Origin of the sequence: Bacillus sp. FSL R9-9530 (genome assembly GCF_038008145.1) — a bacterium.
Classification (GTDB): domain Bacteria; phylum Bacillota; class Bacilli; order Bacillales; family Bacillaceae_G; genus Bacillus_A; species Bacillus_A mycoides.
On sequence record NZ_JBBOYO010000001.1, the window covers coordinates 4,148,679 to 4,167,484 of the forward strand.

Consider the following 18,806-nt stretch of genomic DNA (forward strand, 5'->3'; position numbering starts at 1 on the left):
TATACATAAGAACCACCTTTTTGTAGTTTATGTTTTTTATGATTGCTTGAAAACATATAGAATTTCTATATTTATTTTACACATTTATAATGAGTTGTAAAAATAGATTTGCTCAGCAAGTATTAATTGTTGTTTCTGTTCCCAATATATCGACATAGGAATTTGAAGTTTGCTATAATGAATTAAATAGTTGCATTATTTAGAAAAATTTAAAAATAATAAATAATGCAAGTAAGACATATTGTTTACTATGTGAACTTGTTCTTAATTCAGGGGGGAGGGTTTCACAATGGCAAGTGTATATGAAAATAGTTATATGATCGTTTTGATTTTCTTGCTATTAGGTATATTGCTGCCGGTAGTGGCTCTTACATTAGGGAAAATGCTGCGTCCAAACAAACCGAGTGCAGCGAAAGCGACGACGTATGAGAGTGGAATTGAGCCTTTTCATGATGCAAATATTCGGTTTCATGCTCGTTATTACATTTTCGCTTTATTGTTCGTCATCTTTGATGTAGAAACTTTATTTTTATACCCATGGGCTGTTGCATATGACAAGCTTGGTTTATTTGCACTGATTGAAATGCTCATTTTTGTTGTGATGTTGCTAGTTGGATTAGCGTATGCTTGGAAAAAGAAGGTGTTACAATGGTTATAAATTTTGAGGAATTACACCCACAGGAGCGAGCGGAATTAGAAAGGAATATCTTTTTTTCTACATTGGAACAGTTGAAGGGATGGGCGCGGAGCAACTCTTTATGGCCGATGACATTTGGACTGGCATGCTGTGCGATTGAAATGATGGGAGTAGGCTCATCACATTACGATTTAGATCGATTTGGGTCATTTTTTCGGACTTCACCAAGACAATCGGACGTCATGATTGTGTCAGGAACGGTAACGAAGAAAATGGCACCTATTGTTCGGCGCCTATATGATCAAATGCCTGAACCGAAGTGGGTAATTGCGATGGGATCTTGTGCAACGGCCGGTGGTCCGTATGTGAATTCGTATGCTGTTGTGAAAGGTGTAGATCAAATTGTACCAGTTGATGTGTATATTCCTGGATGCCCTCCAAATCCTGCTGCTTTAATTTATGGAATTAATAAATTAAAAGAAAAAATTCGTTACGAGGCGAGGACCGGGAAGCAGGTGACGAATAAATGAGTGATCCAAATAAAGACTTAGAAAGTATGAAAAGAGAAGCAGCCCGTCATGCGAAAGAGGAAGCGCGAAAACGTCTTGCTGCGAAACATGGGGCGGAAATGTCTAAACTTGAAGGAAAACATCGAGAAAAAGAGAAAGCGCTACCAAAAGATAAGGGGATTAATGTAGAAGAAGCAAAGGCAAAAGCAGCGGCATTAGCGAAGCAAAAGCGAGAAGGATCAGAAGAAGTAACGGATGAAGAAAAAGCCAAAGCAAAGGCGAAAGCTGCAGCAGCTGTAAAGGCAAAAGCAGCGGTATTAGCGAAGCAAAAGCGAGAAGGATCAGAAGAAGTAACGGACGAAGAAAAAGCCAAAGCGAAGGCAAAGGCCGCAGCAGCCGCAAAAGCAAAAGCAGCGGTATTAGCGAAGCAAAAGCGAGAAGGATCAGAAGAAGTAACGGACGAGGAAAAAGTTAAAGCAAAGGCGAAAGCAGCAGCAGCTGCCAAAGCAAAAGCAGCGGCATTAGCGAAGCAAAAGCGAGAAGGATCAGAAGAAGTAACGGACGAAGAAAAAGCCAAAGCGAAGGCAAAGGCCGCAGCAGCCGCAAAAGCAAAAGTAGCGGTATTAGCGAAGCAGAAGCGAGAAGGATCAGAAGAAGTAACGGATGAAGAAAAAGCCAAAGCGAAGGCGAAAGCTGCAGCAGCTGCCAAAGCAAAAGCAGCGGTATTAGCGAAGCAGAAGCGAGAAGGATCAGAAGAAGTAACGGACGAAGAAAAAGTTAAAGCGAAGGCAAAGGCTGTAGCAGCTGCAAAAGCAAAAGTAGCAGCGTTAGCGAAGCAGAAAGCCTCACAAGGTGAGGGGGATTCTGGAGATGAGAAAGCAAAGGCAATTGCAGCCGCGAAAGCGAAAGCCGCTGCTGCGGCAAGGGCAAAGGGATCTGTAAATAAGATAGAAGACGAACTGCAGCAGGAAGAACCATCAGTTAACCAACCATATTTAAATCGCTATGTGGAGGTTGTTAAGGAGAGGTTAGGAGAATATGCATTAGTAGATTCCTATATTAATAAGCTTTCAAAAGATGTTCCAACGCTTGTGGCGGAGCCTTCGAAATATTATGAAGTGATGGAATTGCTAAGATTCCATGAAGGACTTGCTTTTGATTATATGTCAGAGCTACATGCGACGGATTTTGTGACACATATGGAAGTATACGTTCATTTATTTTCATATGGAAAGAAACAGTCAGTAGCAGTGAAGGTAAAGCTGGATAGGGAAGTGCCGCAAGTAGAATCGGTGACGCCGCTTTGGAAAGGGGCAGATTGGCCGGAGCGTGAAGCGTATGATTTGCTCGGTATTGTATTTGAAGGTCATCCTAATTTATCTCGCATTTTAATGCCGGATGATTGGGTGGGGTATCCGCTTAGGAAGGATTATGAACCGTATGATGTGGAGGTGTAGCTTGTGATCCGTACGGAAGAGATGCTCTTAAATGTAGGGCCGCAGCATCCGAGTACACATGGTGTGTTTCGGCTTGTAATTAAGATTGACGGGGAAATTATTAAAGAGGCTACACCGGTTATCGGATATTTGCATCGCGGAACAGAAAAGATAGCTGAGAGCTTGCAATATACACAAATTATCCCGTATACAGATCGAATGGACTATTTATCAGCAATGACGAATAATTACGTCCTTTGCCACGCTGTAGAGACGATGATGGATCTTGAGATTCCAGAGCGTGCTGAATATTTACGGGTGCTTGCGATGGAGCTTGGGAGGGTTGCGAGCCATCTCGTCTGGTGGGGAACGAACCTGCTTGATATAGGAGCGGTTAGTCCATTTTTATATGCCTTTCGCGAACGAGAGATGATTATAAATTTATTAAGTGAATTGTGCGGTGCAAGGCTTACTTTCAACTATATGAGAGTCGGCGGCGTGAAGTGGGATGCGCCAGACGGCTGGATTGAAAAGGTGAAAGAGTTTGTTCCGTATATGAGAGAGCAATTGGCAGGTTACCACGACCTCGTTAGCGGAAATGAAATTTTCTTAAATCGTGTGAAAGGCGTTGGCGTATATAGCGCGGAAGAGGCGATCTCGTATTCTTTAAGCGGCGCAAATTTGCGGTGCACGGGAGTCCGCTTTGATCTTCGCAAAGATGAGCCGTATTCTATTTATGATCGTTTTGACTTTGATGTTCCTGTTGGGAGCACGGGAGATGCTTGGGACCGCTACGTTTGCCGGATGAAGGAAATTGAGGAGTCATTAAAAATTATTGAGCAAGCAGTCGAGCAGTTCCCGAAAGACGGCGCTGTTATAGCGAAAGTGCCGAAAATTATTAAAGCACCTAAGGGAGAAGCGTTCGTCCGTATAGAGTCACCGCGGGGAGAGATTGGCTGTTATATTGCTAGTGATGGAAAGAAAGAGCCGTACCGTTTGAAATTTCGCAGACCGTCTTTTTATAATTTGCAAATCTTACCGAAATTATTGAAAGGTGAAAATATCGCCAATTTAATTACGATTTTAGGTGGGGTTGATATTGTACTTGGGGAGGTTGATGGCTAATGATTGAGACGCTCTTACAATCACCTTCAAGCTGGACGAATTTCTTCATTTTTTTCGGGTTAGCGGTGCTTCTATTATTTGCAGTCCTTGGCTTCGTTACATACGGTATTTTGGCAGAACGGAAAGTGATGGGATTTATGCAAGGACGGATTGGGCCAAACCAAGTTGGGGGCCGGTTCGGTTTACTCCAAACGGTAGCTGATGTTTTGAAACTATTATTAAAAGAAGATAGCATTCCGAAAGCTGCTGATAAACCGTTGTTTATATTAGCGCCTGTTATTGCATTCGCACCAGCATTTATGGTACTTGCGGTTATCCCATTTACCGATAAATTTCAGTTCGCGGATATTGGCGTAGGATTACTGTATTACATTGCGGTTTCTGGGATTACGACGATCGGAGTTGTAACTGGGGGATGGGCATCAAATAATAAATATTCCCTTTTAGGAGGGATGCGTGCAGCAGCGCAAATGATTTCTTATGAGATTCCACTTGTGATGAGTGTAATTGGCGTCGTTTTGTTAGCTGGTAGTCTTAACTTGAATGAAATTGTAGCGGCGCAGGAAAAGGTATGGTACATTTTCGCACAGCCAATCGGTTTCGTCATTTTCTTAATCGCGGCAGTTGCAGAGTTAAATAGGACACCGTTTGATTTACCCGAAGCGGAGTCAGAACTTGTTTCAGGATACCATACGGAATACTCAGGTTTTCGCTGGGCGTTTTTCATGCTTTCAGAGTATGTGTATTTCTTCGGGATGTCATCTTTAATTACAGTACTCTTTTTAGGAGGCTGGAATCCAGTTATGTTCCTTGGGTTTATTCCAGGAGCCGTATGGTTTGCTTTGAAATTCAGCAGTGTGGTCTTTCTATTAATTTGGTTCCGCGTTACGTTCCCGCGCATAAGAGGTGACCAGTTAATGGAGTTTGGCTGGAAAGTATTATTACCAATCGCACTTGCAAATATTTTCTTAACGGCATTGATTAAGGAGCTATTCTTCTAATCTATAAAGGGGGTGCCAGTAAGAGATGAAAGGACTATTTAAAGGGTTAAAATATACGCTTAGTAATTTGAGTAAGAAAAAGGTGACGTATGATTATCCAAATCAACCGTTGCCATTACCAGACCGATTTCGAGGTATTCAAAAGTTTTATCCAGAGAAATGTATTGTTTGTAATCAGTGTTCCAACATTTGTCCGACAGATTGCATTCAATTAACAGGAAAAAAACATCCTGATCCTACGAAAAAAGGGAAAATTATCGACACGTATGATATTAATTTTGAAATTTGTATTCTTTGCGATTTATGTACAGAAGTTTGCCCGACAGAGGCGATTGTAATGACAAATAACTTTGAACTTGCAGAGTATTCACGTGATGATTTATTTAAAAATTTGCAGTGGCTTGACGAGAACGACGAGAACATCAGGAAGGAGAATAAAGCATGAACGGCGAGTTTGTAGCTTTCTTTATATTATCCTTGTCTGCAATTATCGGCGGCGTTCTTATGCTGAATTTAACGAAAGTAATGCATATGATGCTGGCCCTTGTGCTTACGTTCCTTAGCATTGCGGGTTTGTACTTTCTCTTATCAGCCGAATTTATCGGAGTGGCACAAATTTTACTTTACTCTGGTGCAATCACTATTATTATGATTTTTGGCATTATGTTAACGAAACATAACGCGGAAAATGAATCGCGCCTTACTCTTCGAAAATGGATTATCTTCTTTGCGGTTGTAGCATTTGGAGCAGTTATGTATTTCGCTGTTAATAGTATCGATTTTTCAAATCAAAGCACACAAGGAAGTTTACCTCTCCATGAAAATAACACACTTCAAATCGGTACACTTCTCTATTCAAAATATATTATTCCATTCGAATTAACCTCAGTTATTTTACTTGTAGCACTTGTAGGAGCGATTATCCTTGCGAAGAAGGATGAGGGAGAGGAGGATTCCCATGAGTAGCGTTCCGGCTTCTGCGTATTTAACACTTGCGATTATTTTGTTTTGCATCGGCTTATTTGGAGCTTTAACAAAGCGAAATACAGTAATTGTATTAGTTTGTATCGAATTGATGTTAAACGCCGCCAATTTAAACTTAGTAGCGTTTAGTAAATTAGGCTTGTTTCCGAATTTAACAGGACAAATTTTTTCGCTGTTTACGATGTCTGTAGCGGCAGCGGAGGCAGCGGTAGGTCTTGCAATTTTGATTGCTTTGTACCGTAATCGCCCGACAGTTCATGTAGATGAGATGGATACGCTCAAAGGATAGCATTGTGACCGAAAAGGGGGAAGGAAACAATGATCGATTATGCATGGCTCATACCGCTTTTCCCGCTTGTTTCATTTTTGTTACTTATTGTGTTCGGGAAGAAAATTAGAGAGGGAAGTAGTGTACTAGGTATTTTCTTTACCTTTCTCTCCTTTATATCCGCGGTAGTGGTACTAATAGAACGATTTTCATCCGAGGCAGTGAAGCATAAGTGGGTATGGCTTAGGGTAGGAGATATAGATATATCATTTGGTTTTGAAGTTACCGCATTAGGGGCTTTAATGTTGTTTATCGTTACGCTTGTGAGTTTTCTTGTACATGTGTACTCAAAAGGTTATATGAAAGGTGACACCAGATTACCAACCTTTTATGCATATTTAGGGCTCTTTACCTTTGCGATGCTTGGGCTAGTTATATCGACGAATTTATTACAGCTTTATATATTTTGGGAGTTAGTCGGCCTTGGTTCGTTTTTACTTATCGGTTTTTATTTCTTTAAAGAAGAAGCGAAGGCTGCTGCGAAAAAGGCTTTTATTATGACACGCATTGGGGATGTTGGGCTATTTATTGGGATGATATTAATTTTTTGGCACGCAGGTAGTTTTGAATATGACGCGATTTTTAAAGCGATTCATACGGGCGACCTCTCTCCTTCTATGATTACAATAACGGCGATATTAATTTTTATCGGTGCGATGGGGAAATCGGGTCAGTTCCCGCTTCATACATGGTTGCCAGATGCAATGGAAGGACCGACGCCTGTTTCGGCGCTTATTCACGCGGCAACGATGGTTGCAGCCGGCGTATATTTAGTAGCGACGATGTTCCCGCTATTTTCAGCAAGTGCGGTAGCGATGCAAACTGTGGCAATCGTTGGGGCTTTCACCGCAATCTTTGCGGCCTCTATCGGTCTAGTGCAAACTGATATTAAGAGGGTTCTTGCTTACTCTACAGTTAGTCAGCTCGGGTATATGATGCTTGCGCTAGGCTCGGCTGGTTATGTAGCTGGTATCTTTCACTTAACGACACACGCCTTTTTTAAAGCATTATTGTTCCTGGCAGCAGGAAGTGTAATTCATGCAGTCCATACGCAAAACATTAATAAAATGGGCGGTTTACAGAAAAAGATGAAAGTAACCGGTGCACTATTTTTAATAGGCACACTTGCAATTAGTGGTGTTCCTCTGCTTTCTGGATTTTTTAGTAAAGATGAAATTTTAGCGGCGGCTTGGATGAATGGTAATTACTTTCTATTCGTTTTAGCAGTAATTGCGGCATTTCTAACAGCATTTTATATGTTCCGTCTATACTTTCTTGTTTTTACAGGGGAAACGAAGACGGAGGAAGAGGTGCATGAATCACCTCGCACCATGACGTATCCGATGATTGTCCTTGGTGTTCTTGCGGTAGTGGCCGGTTATATAAATACACCGTGGTTCGGAACGTTTCTTGGGGATTGGCTTACGAAAGATATAGGATTCCAGGTGAAGGAAGTGCATGGACCTGTTTGGATTATGGTTGTTGCGACGCTCGTTTCATTTGCGGGAATTGCCCTCGCATATTTCATATATGGCAAGAAATCTATCTCTAGAGATTGGGCCGGCGGAGAAGGGACGTCTTTTTATAACCTTTTGAAAGAAAAATATTATGTGGATGAACTATACAATGCGGCAGTACTTCCTATTACGAAAGGAATCGCTCATGTGCTTCGCTTATTTGAAGTATATGTTGTAGAAGGAATCGCAGTTTTAATTGCTGGACTCGTTAAAGGTATGAGTGGACTAGGATCACGGCTTCAAAACGGGAATGTACAAGTGTATGGAACTGTAACAGCAGTTTCGCTCGCAGTGCTCCTAATTATTTTGTTATATACGGGAGGGGATTTACGGTGAATGGATTGCTATTAACGTTCTTCATTTTTTCCCCGCTTTTAGGAATTCTCTTGCTTTTATTAACGCCGAAACGAGAATCGCGTACAGTGCAGGCGCTTGGTTTATTCGGAACGGCGCTTCCATTTGGAATTGCTATCGTCCTTGCTTGTACATACGCTTCAGGAAAGAGCTTATCGATATTTGATGAAAAAGTGAAATGGATTAAATTTGGGGATTTTACAGCAGTGGACAAAAGGTGGTTTTCAATTTATTACGAGCTCGGCATTGATGGTTTATCGCTTGTAATGATGGTGCTCACAGCCCTTCTAGCGATGCTTGCAGCTATTGCGGCATTTTCTATTAAAAGAAATTTGAAAGCATTCTACATGCTGTTACTCATGTTAGAAATAGGTATGCTCGGTGTCTTCGCTGCTCAAAATTTAATGTTGTTCTTCATGTTCTTTGAGATTACGTTGCCACCAATGTTTTTATTAATTGGCAAGTGGGGGAAATTGTCGAGTGAAAAGGCTGCATATAGTTATTTAATATATAACGGTATTGGATCAGCTATTTTACTTATCGTTTTCTCGGTTTTATTTGCGAAAACAGGTACAACAAATATTGCGGAGCTTAAAGAAATATTAACGAGTGTAGGTGCTGGGGGAGGAATGGCTGTCTCAAGTAGCGTACAGTTCGGCTTGTTTCTTGCCATAATGATTGCTTTTGCGATTAAACTCCCTGTTTTCCCTTTGCATCGCTGGATGGTCAATGTACACATAGAAGCGCATCCCGCTGTAGTTATGCTTCACGCGGGGGTTTTGCTGAAGATTGGCGCGTACGGTATTGTTCGCTTCGGGAAAGGATTATTCCCAGAATATTTTCGTGATTTTGCAACGCTAATTGCGGTTTTAGGGGTAATTAATTTATTGTATGGGGCCTTTCTAGCACTCATCCAAACGGACTTTAGAAAGGTACTTGCTTACTCTAGTATTTCGCATATGGGCATTGTATTAATGGGGCTTGCGGCGTTAAATGCACCAGGTACACAAGGGGCATTGTTCCAAGTTGTGTCTCACGGTTTAATTGCGGCCTTGCTCTTCTTCTTGCTTGGCATTATTGAAGAGCGTTTCGGGACTTCGGATATTACAGCACTTGGTGGACTCGCAAAAAGTGTTCCAGTGCTTAGTGGTTTCTTCTTAGCGGGCGGTATGGCATCGCTTGGAATGCCAGGGATGTCCGGATTTATTAGCGAATTCCTTGCCTTTCTCGGTTTATTCCAAGGGAAACCGGTTATCGCCGCCGCAGGTGTACTTGGAATTATTTTAACCGCTGTATACGTATTAAGAGCGACACTTCAAGTGACATTTGGTAAGAAAGAATGGGAAGCGAAATCTGATATACACGGATGGGAGTACATTCCTGTTATAGTGCTTATCGTTTGTATTATTGCAATTGGGGTAATGCCAGAACTACTAGGGGATCCACTTCAAACTACATTGAAAACATTGGGGGTGAAGTAGGATGGATATGAACACGTTACTTAGCTTATCATGGCATCTCATGGTACCAGAATTCATTATTCTCGGGGCAGCCATCCTTCTTTCCATATGTGATTTGTTTTTTAAGCTGAACCATAGGTACGTTGCGATTGGTGCAATTGCCGCTGCCTTGTTAGCGATAGTGTCATTAATGACGCTATATAGCGAACCGGCAGGAGATATTTTAAATGGATCGTTTGTACTAGATGGATTTTCAAAAGGATTTAAAACGTTGTTATTAGGCGGAGCAGCTCTCGTTTTATGTATGGCAATAAGCGATGACAAGAAGGAGCCTATTCAAGATAAAGGAGAATATTATTATTTGTTTTTAATGGCGCTTCTTGGAGCGATGTTCATGGCTTCTAGCGTTGATTTCATCACATTGTTCGTTGGTTTAGAGTTGCTTTCGCTTTCTTCCTATATTTTAGTAGGAATCAGAAAAAGAAACCGTGCATCGAATGAGGCTGCAATGAAATATGTCATTAACGGAGGAATTGGAACAGCAATTACACTCTTTGGAATGAGCTATTTATACGGTATTACAGGGTCAACCAACATAGTGGAAATGCAAAAGGCATTTACGCAAGGATTGGCCGGGGGCATTCAGTTATTGTTAGCCCTCGCATTTCTACTTTTGCTCGTTGGACTCTCATTCAAAATTGCAACAGTGCCATTTCATATGTGGGCACCAGATGTGTATGAGGGAGCGGCTACACCTGTCACTGCTTTTCTCGGAACGATTTCTAAAATTGCTGGTTTTCTACTTATTACGCGTTTGTTTCTTATGGTGTTTGCAGGTGTGGCAATCCAAGGAGACGCACAATCTTTGTACGGGCGTATGAGTATATACATTGCGGTACTAGCTAGTATTACGATGATTGTTGGGAACGTAGTAGCATTAAAGCAATACAACGTAAAACGTCTATTTGCCTATTCAGGTATCGCGCATGCTGGGTATTTGCTAGTCCCTCTTGTAGCGCTATCGCAGTTTACGATGGATAGTATGTGGTTTTATATGCTTGCATATATGCTTATGAATATAGGAGCATTTGCAATCATCCACGGATTAATCTTACAAAACGATAAGGAAAACATGACGATTTTTACAGGGTTATATAAGCGATCCCCCTTTACAGCTATAGTGATGACGGTCTTTATTTTATCGTTAGCTGGAATACCGGGGACAGCAGGTTTCATCGGAAAAATTAACATTTTTTTAGGGGCACTTCATGTTGAACCTGCTCATTACGTATTAGCTTCTATTATGATGGGGACGACGGTTATTTCATTCATATATTATTTCCGAATATTACAGCAAATGTTTTTCCGCAAGGGAGAGACAGAAGAAAAGCTCCGATTACCGTTAAATATAAAGATTGTCATGAGTCTTTGCGCAATTTCAATTGTAATACTAGGGATTATGCCGATGATTGGTTACAATTTCTTTTATGAACATTTTCCATTAATGAAGGATTTCTTCTTCTTGGGGAACGTGGTACAATAGTGGAAATAAAAGGTGTAGAGTCCGTACTCTACGCTTTTTATTTTGGAGTAACAGCAAATGAAAACGTCTATAGGTATATGTTTTCCGAGAGAAAATTACGATGTAAGATGCTTATTTGCGTTTGAAAAAGTGTGGCTCCTACTTATTTATGGTATCGTTTTTTACATTTTGCGTAAGTAGTAGCCAAGCAAAAAAAGGGGTCGATTTTTTGGCACATCTTTTAGGGCAACAAGCACTGATTGCCATTGTTTCGCATTTATTGTTTATTACCATTACGTGGTGGGCCTTACAAGGTATTCACATTGAGCGCTTAATGAAGTCTGGAAAAGTGATGCAGACGAGAGTATTACTTATCCTAATTACAATTGCAATTGGGACATCTGTAAGTAACTTTTTCCTTGATTATTTAGGCTATTCAAAGAGTTTAACGTATTTAGTAAAGTAAGTGTATAGAACCTCATATCTCCGTTAACAATGGGGATAGGAGGGGATGAAATTGAAGTTTAAAGCCATTCTTATCGTTATCGTAAGTGTTGTTTTATTTTTGGTTGGATATAAAGAGATGAAACCTATAAGCGACGAACAGAAAATGGAGAGCATGATTGCAGCTTTAGAGAAGAACGATGCAAAAGTAGAGCGGTGGTCATGGTTAGCGCGAGAAACGAAAACAATTTCTAATATACATACGTTTCAAAAATTGTTAAACGATGTGAAGGAAGAGGCAAACATCGAAAGTTGGGAATTAGAACAATCTCCAGATGGATATAAGGCTACATCCTATAAAAAATCTTCTTCACATGAAGAACGAATAGTAGTAACTTGGAGTAAGGAAAATACTAAAGAAAACACTTTTATTATTTTTGAAGTGAGCGGGGCGAAATGGGACCCGAAGTACGTTCAGAACATGGATAAAATTTTTAGTGAAAAACCTATAATTTACACTTGTGTTCAAGGTGTACTGAATGATAAGATTGAAGGTGTTTTGCAAAATAAAACCAATCAGGTTTTGAAAGATCTTTCAGCAAGAGCGATCGAACAGATAGAAGAAAGAGCATTTGTATCAGTCTCCGCATATAATAAAAAGTGGAATGACGCTCTTTCAACAAATAGAGAGAAAATAAATGTGCAAATAGCAATACGTTCTACAAACAACAAAGATACAATTGTGGTTGGCACACCGATCATAACTTCTGAGTATTGAGTGAATAGATACTGAAAAAAGGACACGGAGGGGAATAATTTGGAAAAGATCATCGTCCGTGGCGGAAAGCGGTTAAGCGGCACAGTGCGTGTTGAGGGCGCAAAAAATGCTGTATTACCTATAATCGCTGCAGCCCTATTAGCGAGTGACGGAAAGAATGTACTATCTGAAGTACCAGTATTATCTGATGTATACACAATTAACGAGGTATTACGTCATTTAAATGCTGAAGTCGTATTTGAAAATAACCAAGTAACAATCGATTCTTCTAAAGAATTAAACATTGAGGCACCATTTGAGTATGTACGTAAGATGCGTGCATCTGTTCAAGTAATGGGACCATTATTAGCACGTAACGGTCGTGCTCGTATTGCACTTCCTGGTGGATGTGCAATTGGTTCACGTCCAATTGACCAACATTTAAAAGGCTTCGAAGCAATGGGAGCGAAAGTAAAAGTTGGTAACGGATTTGTTGAGGCACACGTAGAGGGCGAACTAAAAGGAGCTAAAATTTATTTAGACTTCCCAAGCGTAGGCGCGACAGAAAACATTATGTCTGCAGCTACATTAGCAAAAGGGACAACAGTCCTTGAAAACGCAGCGAAAGAGCCAGAAATCGTTGACTTAGCTAACTTCTTAAATGCAATGGGAGCGAAAGTACGCGGAGCTGGAACTGGAACGATTCGTATTGAAGGCGTTGAAAAATTATATGGTGCAAACCACCCTATTATTCCTGACCGTATTGAAGCAGGAACATTCATGGTTGCAGCAGCAATTACAGGTGGAGACATCTTAATTGAAAATGCTGTGCCTGAACATTTACGCTCAATTACAGCGAAAATGGAAGAAATGGGTGTTAAAATTATTGAGGAAAATGAAGGTGTACGTGTTATCGGCCCAGATAAGTTAAAAGCGGTTGATATTAAAACTATGCCTCATCCAGGTTTCCCAACAGACATGCAATCACAAATGATGGCATTATTACTACATGCTGATGGAACAAGTATGATTACAGAAACGGTATTCGAAAACCGCTTTATGCACGTTGAAGAATTCCGTCGTATGAATGCTGATATTAAAATCGAAGGTCGTTCTGTAATTATGAACGGTCCAAGTAGCTTGCAAGGAGCTGAAGTTGGCGCAACTGATTTACGTGCTGCAGCAGCATTAATCTTAGCTGGTTTAGTATCAGAAGGTTATACTCGTGTAACAGAGTTAAAACATCTTGACCGTGGTTATGTAGATTTCCATAAGAAATTAGCTGCATTAGGTGCAACTATTGAACGTGTAAACGAAAAAGTAGAAGAAGTGAAAGAACAAGAAGTTTCTGATCTTCACGCTTAATTGAAGTAGTCTCTATGTCTTTTGACATAGGGGCTATTTTTTTTGGGTTATTACTGTTATAGTCAATAAATTCCATACTTATGCACGTCTCAGTGAAAATATTTAGAAAATTTTTGTTTTATTCCACTATTTGCGGTCAGTAAAACCCCACTGATTATAGTTTCACTTTATATCGATATCCCCAAGTATGTTCTAAAAAATCCCGTAGTTCCATAAGAATGAAAGGAATCCAACTTTATATTGGGGGAATAGGATGAAATTTTCAAAGCCACTTTTCATTACAGTAGCGCTCTTAATAGCGCTCGTTATCATTGTACCTGCTGCTCTTGTTATTCCGTTTGCGAAAGCAAAAGTAGGGGAAGAAGCAGCTTCTAAAACTCCTCCAGCGATAGAAAGTATACCAGCTCCAGGGAAAGTGGATACAGCCGTTCAAGTTGCTGTATATCGTGATCAGCAGAAGAAGGTAGAAACATTACCTATGGAGGAGTATGTGGCCGGTGTAGTAGCTTCTGAGATGAATGCCAGCTTTGAAATAGAGGCGCTAAAGGCGCAGGCATTAGCAGCAAGAACATTTGTAGTGCAGCGTATGCTAAGCGGTGGTAAGAAAAACAATGCGGATGTGATAGATACAGTGAAAGATCAAGTGTACAAAAGCAAAGAGGAATTGAAGAAACAATGGGGTAATAACTACGAAAATAATTTAAAGAAAATTGAGGAAGCCGTTTCGCAAACCGCAGGACAAGTTTTAACGTATGATGGAAAACCAATTTCAGCATCCTTCTTCTCAACGAGTAACGGACGAACAGAAAATGCAGCTGATTATTGGGGAAATGATTATCCGTACTTGAAAAGTGTAGATAGTCCGTGGGATCAAGCTTCTCCAAAATTTACGAGTGAGCAAAAATTCACAGTAGCTGATTTTCAAAAACGTCTCGGTGTGAAAGTACTAGCAAACGGAAAGGTTGGTAATATTAAAGACCTTACGGAAGGAAAGCGAGTAAAGGATGTAGAGTTCCAAGGGAAAACATTAACAGGAAAACAAGTTCGTGAAAAGTTAGATTTACGCTCCTCAGACTTTACGTGGAAACAAGAAGGGGATAACATCACCGTTACAACGAAAGGATTCGGTCACGGCGTCGGTATGAGCCAGTACGGTGCGAATGGTATGGCAGCGGAAGGCAAGAAATATACAGAGATAGTCGCTCATTACTATAAAGGCATTGAAATAAAGACGATGAATGATTATGAAGGAAAATTGATGGTGAAGAAGTAGGTGTCAGGGGTTTCCTGATACCTACTTCTTTTTTGTTTAAAATATCATAATTTTCCATTAAATGTTTGGTATAATTAGAGAAAAATATTTGGGGGAGACAGAATGGCGTTATTGGAGTTGAAACAGTTAGGGAAGACGAACCAGTTACCGGCAATTGAGCTAGAGGTTGAGAAGGGACAATGTGTTGTTTTGCAGTGTAATAACCATACAGCTAAAGTGTTGCACCGCATCATTATCGGTGAAGAAGAAGCTTCAACTGGCAATGTACTATTTGAAGGCACAGCGATTGGAAAGAAGAATTATTCCCGCATCGGCTTTTGTTTTTTGAAAGATGAAGCATACGATCGTTTGAAGGTGAGGGAGTACTTTAAGTTTATATTAGGGCTTTATGAATCTAACATGAGTATGGAAGAAGCAGTACAATATGTCGGTCTCCTAGATAAGTTGAACGTTAAAATAGAAAAATTGTCATTTTCAGAGAAACGCCGTCTTCATCTTGGGCGAGTTATGATTCATAATCCGGATTTAGTTATTTTAGAAGAGCCAGAGCAAAATGTCGATACAGAGAGTACGATCATTATTCGAAAAGCGATTATGAAAATGAAAGAGCAAGGAAAGGCGATTTTTATTACGTCATCTTTTTTATCAGATGCGCTCTCGCTAACAGAAGATGTATACATATTAAATAACAATGGTGTGAAAAAGGTAGAAATTGAGCAAGAAGAAGTGAAAGAAGTTGACGAAGAAAAGGTCATTCAAATGATTCCGCAAATGAAACTTGAAAGAATTCCAGCGAAAGTGAACGATAAAATCATTTTACTGGATCCGATGGAGATCCATTTCATTGAAACACAAAATGGAGTGACACATATTCATGTGCGCGAAGGTGACTTCGTATGCGCATTAACATTAAGTGAACTAGAAACGAGATTAACAGGATTCGGATTCTTTAGATGTCATCGCTCGTACCTCGTTAATTTACAAAGAGTACGAGAAGTCATTACGTGGACACGTAATAGCTTTAGTTTAATTTTGGATGACGAAAGAAAAAGTTCAATCCCGCTTTCAAAAGGACGAATGGATGAGTTAAAAGGTGTAATTGGGCTATAAAAATGCTCCAATAAGCTCAAAATACGATTCATTCACCGGTAAAAATACTCCTTTTACCGGTATTTTACTGCGCCTACCCTTTGTTTTTCATATGATTGAGTCAAGAAAAGCGAAACAAACAAACGAAAAGCGCTAAAGCGACTTTCATCTATAAAAAGAAAAACAAAGGGGATGACGAAATGACATTGGCAATTGAAATGAAAGATGTAATGAAAAGTTTCGATGGAAAAACGGCCCTTCGAAATGTAAATATTGAGGTGAAGCAAGGAGAAATCTTTGGATTCCTCGGACCGAGTGGATCTGGGAAAACAACAACAGTAAAGATTTTAACTTCTCAATTGCTTCATAGCGTTGGAACTGTAAGAGTGTTAGGTAAAGACATTACAGGTCCAAGTAGTATCGATTACAAGCGAATTGGTATTTTAACAGACAACAGCGGCCTATACGAAAGACTTAGCATCTATGATAACTTACTACTATTTTGTGACTTATACGATTGTAAAAAAGAACGAATCGATGAAGTGCTAGCACAAGTGAACTTATTGGATGATAAAAAAACACAAGTGAAAAAATTATCAAAAGGAATGAAGCAGCGCGTCACATTAGCGAGAGCAATCCTTCATAAACCAGATATCCTCTTCTTAGACGAACCAACATCTGCACTTGATCCAGTAAACGTACAAAACATTCATAAAATCTTAAAAGACTTAAATAAAGAGGGAACGACGATTTTCTTAACGACTCACAATATGGACGAAGCAGAAACACTTTGTAACCGCATCGCCTTTCTATGCGGCGGAGAAATTGTAGCGCTTGATACACCAGAAAACTTGCGATTAAAATACGCGAAAGATCAAATACAAGTTGTATTAAAAGATAAGCAAAAAGAAGTAGTGCAAAAAGACGAATTAGGTGCAAAACGTATCTCAGAATGGATGAAAAAAGGTGAATTACTATCCATTCATTCACACGAACCAACGCTAGGCGATATCTTTATTGAAGTTACTGGGAGGGGATTATAATGACATTTTCAATGAGACGATTTTCAGCTATTTTTCGGAAAGAGGTACAGGATTTTAAAACGAATTCACAAACTTTAATTATGTTGGTAATGCCACTTGTCTTTTCGGTATTATTTAGTCGCTCAGACAATATGAGAGAAGTTGGAGCAAGTACGTTAACTGCGATGGCGTTAGTTATGGTCGGAGGCTTTGTACAGGCAATGCTCATCGCTGAAGAAAAGGAAAAAAATACGCTTCGTGTTCTTATGCTATCACCAGCATCATCAATTGAAGTATTAATTGGTAAAAGTTCATTAACAGGTATGATTACAGTTGCAATCTGTTTTATTAATCTACTTATTTTAGGTAAATTAGAAGGTAATTTTGCATTATTATTACTCATCTTTGTTCTTGGAATGCTAATATTTAATCTCATTGGTACTTGTATTGGATTATTAGCTCAAAATGTACCGCAAACATCAACAATTGGATTACCAATATTAATGACATTCCTTTTCGGTGATTTAATTGGAATGTTTGTGAAGAATGAAGTCGTTACAAAAATAGTCGATTATTTGCCAACTCGTCATATCGGTCTTGCAGTTAGTAGTGTTATAAAAGGTGAAGGTTTTAGTGCAATTACTAGTAACTTATTGAACATAACGATTTGGTTAGTCGCAGTACTTGTTATTACACTCTTCATTTATAGAAAGAAACAAATGGACTAAAAACTGAGCTGAAACGCTCAGTTTTTTCCTTTTTCTATCATTTCCTCGGAAATTTTGCAATTCCTATACATATTTTTACAGATTTTGTCGAAAAGTAATTAGTTATAGGTTGTATAGGATGAGTGAATATTGTTCAAAATGATTGCTGAGGTGATGATGGAATGCGAGGAAGAAATAGTAAAAAGTCGCAAAAAGTAGTACATTTATTTCAAAAAAGATGGGTGTTTCCGGCACTATACATTGCTTGTGCAGCGGTAATCTTAATGGTTGCGCTATGGTTCCAGGGAGCTAATCCAAAGAAAGCTCCGAACCAAGATCAAGCAACACCGTATACACAAACGGAAGATCCGGCAGTACCAGTAACAAAATCTTCAGAAGTAGTGAAAATGCCAACTGCAGCAAATGCAGAAGTAGTAGTACAGAAGAAATTCTATGAAGATGCAGCATCAGAGGCGGAACAAGAAAAAGCACTTGTCTTTTATAACAACACATATTCCCCGAATAAAGGAATTGACATTGCTGCGAAAAACGGAAAAGAATTTGATGTTACAGCTGCTTTAAGTGGTACAGTAACGAAAGCTGAAAAAGATTCACTTCTTGGTTATGTTGTAACAGTAGATAGTGGAAATGGTGTAGCAGCATCTTATCAAAGCTTAGGCAGTGTGAAAGTAGAAAAAGGTGCAAGAGTCGCGCAAGGTGAAGTGTTAGGAAAATCAGGTCTAAATGCAATGAATAAAGATGCAGGTTCTTACGTTCACTTTGAAGTACGTAAAGACAATGTGGCTGTGAACCCTGAGCGTTATTTAAATAAATCAGTAGCAGAAATTAAAGCTGATGCAGGTGCTGCAAAGGCGACAAATGCTTCTGGTAAAAAAGCTGATGACAAATCTCAAAAAGAAGAAAAGTCGACAAGCACGAAACCAGAAGATAAGTCTCAAAAAGAAGAGAAATCAACAAGCGGCTCGACTAGTGATAAAGAGACGAACGGCAAACAAGATGAGAAATCTCAAAAAGAAGAGAAATCAACAAGTGGTTCGACTAGTGATAAAGAGACGAACGGCAAACAAGATGACAAATCTCAAAAAGAAGAAAAATCAACGAATGGTTCTACAGAATCATCTAACGGTTCTTCTTCACAAGAATAATAAAGTGAAAAAATCAGTTCTCATTAGGAGAGCTGATTTTTTTATTTTCATATAAAAATAATCAATTTCGAGAAAAAAGTTGCAATAACAAGGAAAAATGACGAGATTCT

General features: G+C 39.5%; 19 protein-coding genes. All 19 read left to right on the forward strand.

Features of this window, described 5'->3' with window-relative positions; genetic code table 11:
• Positions 1–289 precede the first annotated feature (289 nt).
• Positions 290–658 (forward strand): NADH-quinone oxidoreductase subunit NuoA, encoded by a 369-nt coding sequence (gene nuoA / locus MKX66_RS20820; RefSeq protein ID WP_000179270.1) that lies wholly within the window; start codon positions 290–292, stop codon positions 656–658.
• The gene (nuoB, locus tag MKX66_RS20825; protein ID WP_002089729.1) at positions 649–1,167 is read left to right on the forward strand and encodes an NADH-quinone oxidoreductase subunit NuoB; all 519 of its coding nucleotides are present in this window, start codon (positions 649–651) and stop codon (positions 1,165–1,167) included. The genes nuoA and nuoB overlap by 10 nt, the downstream gene beginning before the upstream one ends.
• A complete protein-coding gene (locus tag MKX66_RS20830) occupies positions 1,164–2,603 on the forward strand; it encodes an NADH-quinone oxidoreductase subunit C (RefSeq protein ID WP_341087006.1) in 1,440 nt (479 codons plus the stop codon). Before nuoB ends, MKX66_RS20830 begins: the two co-directional genes overlap by 4 nt.
• A 3-nt stretch (positions 2,604–2,606) precedes the next feature.
• Positions 2,607–3,707: an NADH-quinone oxidoreductase subunit NuoD gene (gene nuoD, locus MKX66_RS20835; protein WP_326996700.1), complete on the forward strand. Its 1,101-nt coding sequence runs from the start codon at positions 2,607–2,609 to the stop codon at positions 3,705–3,707.
• Entirely contained in the window at positions 3,707–4,708 is a 1,002-nt protein-coding gene (gene nuoH, locus MKX66_RS20840) for an NADH-quinone oxidoreductase subunit NuoH (RefSeq protein WP_002068471.1), read from the forward strand. The genes nuoD and nuoH overlap by 1 nt, the downstream gene beginning before the upstream one ends.
• 25 nt (positions 4,709–4,733) lie before the next feature.
• Complete coding sequence (gene nuoI, locus MKX66_RS20845) at positions 4,734–5,153, forward strand: NADH-quinone oxidoreductase subunit NuoI (RefSeq protein ID WP_002016193.1); 420 nt, start codon at positions 4,734–4,736, stop codon at positions 5,151–5,153.
• Positions 5,150–5,674, forward strand: a complete 525-nt coding sequence (locus MKX66_RS20850; protein ID WP_001012819.1) for an NADH-quinone oxidoreductase subunit J — start codon at positions 5,150–5,152, stop codon at positions 5,672–5,674. Before nuoI ends, MKX66_RS20850 begins: the two co-directional genes overlap by 4 nt.
• Positions 5,667–5,981, forward strand: coding sequence for an NADH-quinone oxidoreductase subunit NuoK (nuoK, locus tag MKX66_RS20855; RefSeq protein WP_000100081.1), 315 nt, complete (start codon positions 5,667–5,669; stop codon positions 5,979–5,981). The genes MKX66_RS20850 and nuoK overlap by 8 nt, the downstream gene beginning before the upstream one ends.
• 29 nt (positions 5,982–6,010) lie before the next feature.
• Entirely contained in the window at positions 6,011–7,873 is a 1,863-nt protein-coding gene (gene nuoL, locus MKX66_RS20860; protein WP_215566270.1) for an NADH-quinone oxidoreductase subunit L, read from the forward strand.
• Positions 7,870–9,372: an NADH-quinone oxidoreductase subunit M gene (locus tag MKX66_RS20865; RefSeq protein WP_341087010.1), complete on the forward strand. Its 1,503-nt coding sequence runs from the start codon at positions 7,870–7,872 to the stop codon at positions 9,370–9,372. The genes nuoL and MKX66_RS20865 overlap by 4 nt, the downstream gene beginning before the upstream one ends.
• Positions 9,373–9,379: 7 nt before the next feature.
• The gene (gene nuoN / locus MKX66_RS20870) at positions 9,380–10,894 is read left to right on the forward strand and encodes an NADH-quinone oxidoreductase subunit NuoN (protein WP_002143854.1); all 1,515 of its coding nucleotides are present in this window, start codon (positions 9,380–9,382) and stop codon (positions 10,892–10,894) included.
• A gap of 208 nt (positions 10,895–11,102) precedes the next feature.
• Entirely contained in the window at positions 11,103–11,339 is a 237-nt protein-coding gene (locus MKX66_RS20875) for a DUF1146 family protein (protein ID WP_002016201.1), read from the forward strand.
• Positions 11,340–11,390: 51 nt separating this feature from the next.
• Positions 11,391–12,095 (forward strand): YwmB family TATA-box binding protein, encoded by a 705-nt coding sequence (locus MKX66_RS20880; RefSeq protein WP_002139032.1) that lies wholly within the window; start codon positions 11,391–11,393, stop codon positions 12,093–12,095.
• 39 nt (positions 12,096–12,134) lie between these two features.
• Positions 12,135–13,439 carry a UDP-N-acetylglucosamine 1-carboxyvinyltransferase gene (gene murA / locus MKX66_RS20885; protein WP_002068497.1) on the forward strand — a complete coding sequence of 435 codons (1,305 nt, stop codon included), beginning with the start codon at positions 12,135–12,137 and terminating at the stop codon, positions 13,437–13,439.
• Between the two features lie 253 nt (positions 13,440–13,692).
• Positions 13,693–14,712 (forward strand): stage II sporulation protein D, encoded by a 1,020-nt coding sequence (gene spoIID / locus MKX66_RS20890; RefSeq protein WP_002130041.1) that lies wholly within the window; start codon positions 13,693–13,695, stop codon positions 14,710–14,712.
• Between the two features lie 102 nt (positions 14,713–14,814).
• On the forward strand, positions 14,815–15,822 hold the full coding sequence (locus MKX66_RS20895) for a LytTR family transcriptional regulator DNA-binding domain-containing protein (RefSeq protein WP_061673795.1): 1,008 nt from the start codon (positions 14,815–14,817) through the stop codon (positions 15,820–15,822).
• A gap of 179 nt (positions 15,823–16,001) precedes the next feature.
• The gene (locus MKX66_RS20900) at positions 16,002–16,844 is read left to right on the forward strand and encodes an ABC transporter ATP-binding protein (protein ID WP_341087011.1); all 843 of its coding nucleotides are present in this window, start codon (positions 16,002–16,004) and stop codon (positions 16,842–16,844) included.
• Complete coding sequence (locus MKX66_RS20905) at positions 16,844–17,551, forward strand: ABC transporter permease (RefSeq protein WP_002130038.1); 708 nt, start codon at positions 16,844–16,846, stop codon at positions 17,549–17,551. Before MKX66_RS20900 ends, MKX66_RS20905 begins: the two co-directional genes overlap by 1 nt.
• A gap of 161 nt (positions 17,552–17,712) precedes the next feature.
• Complete coding sequence (locus tag MKX66_RS20910) at positions 17,713–18,696, forward strand: M23 family metallopeptidase (RefSeq protein ID WP_002167338.1); 984 nt, start codon at positions 17,713–17,715, stop codon at positions 18,694–18,696.
• Positions 18,697–18,806 lie beyond the last annotated feature (110 nt).

Coding starts and splice junctions, on each gene's coding strand:
- MKX66_RS20850 (WP_001012819.1), top strand. CDS start 5,150: ATGAACGGCGAGTTTGTAGCTTTCTTTATATTATCCTTGTCTGCAATT.
- MKX66_RS20910 (WP_002167338.1), top strand. CDS start 17,713: ATGCGAGGAAGAAATAGTAAAAAGTCGCAAAAAGTAGTACATTTATTT.
- nuoH (WP_002068471.1), top strand. CDS start 3,707: ATGATTGAGACGCTCTTACAATCACCTTCAAGCTGGACGAATTTCTTC.
- nuoI (WP_002016193.1), top strand. CDS start 4,734: ATGAAAGGACTATTTAAAGGGTTAAAATATACGCTTAGTAATTTGAGT.
- nuoA (WP_000179270.1), top strand. CDS start 290: ATGGCAAGTGTATATGAAAATAGTTATATGATCGTTTTGATTTTCTTG.
- nuoK (WP_000100081.1), top strand. CDS start 5,667: ATGAGTAGCGTTCCGGCTTCTGCGTATTTAACACTTGCGATTATTTTG.
- nuoN (WP_002143854.1), top strand. CDS start 9,380: ATGAACACGTTACTTAGCTTATCATGGCATCTCATGGTACCAGAATTC.
- nuoL (WP_215566270.1), top strand. CDS start 6,011: ATGATCGATTATGCATGGCTCATACCGCTTTTCCCGCTTGTTTCATTT.
- nuoB (WP_002089729.1), top strand. CDS start 649: ATGGTTATAAATTTTGAGGAATTACACCCACAGGAGCGAGCGGAATTA.
- MKX66_RS20905 (WP_002130038.1), top strand. CDS start 16,844: ATGACATTTTCAATGAGACGATTTTCAGCTATTTTTCGGAAAGAGGTA.
- MKX66_RS20830 (WP_341087006.1), top strand. CDS start 1,164: ATGAGTGATCCAAATAAAGACTTAGAAAGTATGAAAAGAGAAGCAGCC.
- MKX66_RS20895 (WP_061673795.1), top strand. CDS start 14,815: ATGGCGTTATTGGAGTTGAAACAGTTAGGGAAGACGAACCAGTTACCG.
- spoIID (WP_002130041.1), top strand. CDS start 13,693: ATGAAATTTTCAAAGCCACTTTTCATTACAGTAGCGCTCTTAATAGCG.
- MKX66_RS20900 (WP_341087011.1), top strand. CDS start 16,002: ATGACATTGGCAATTGAAATGAAAGATGTAATGAAAAGTTTCGATGGA.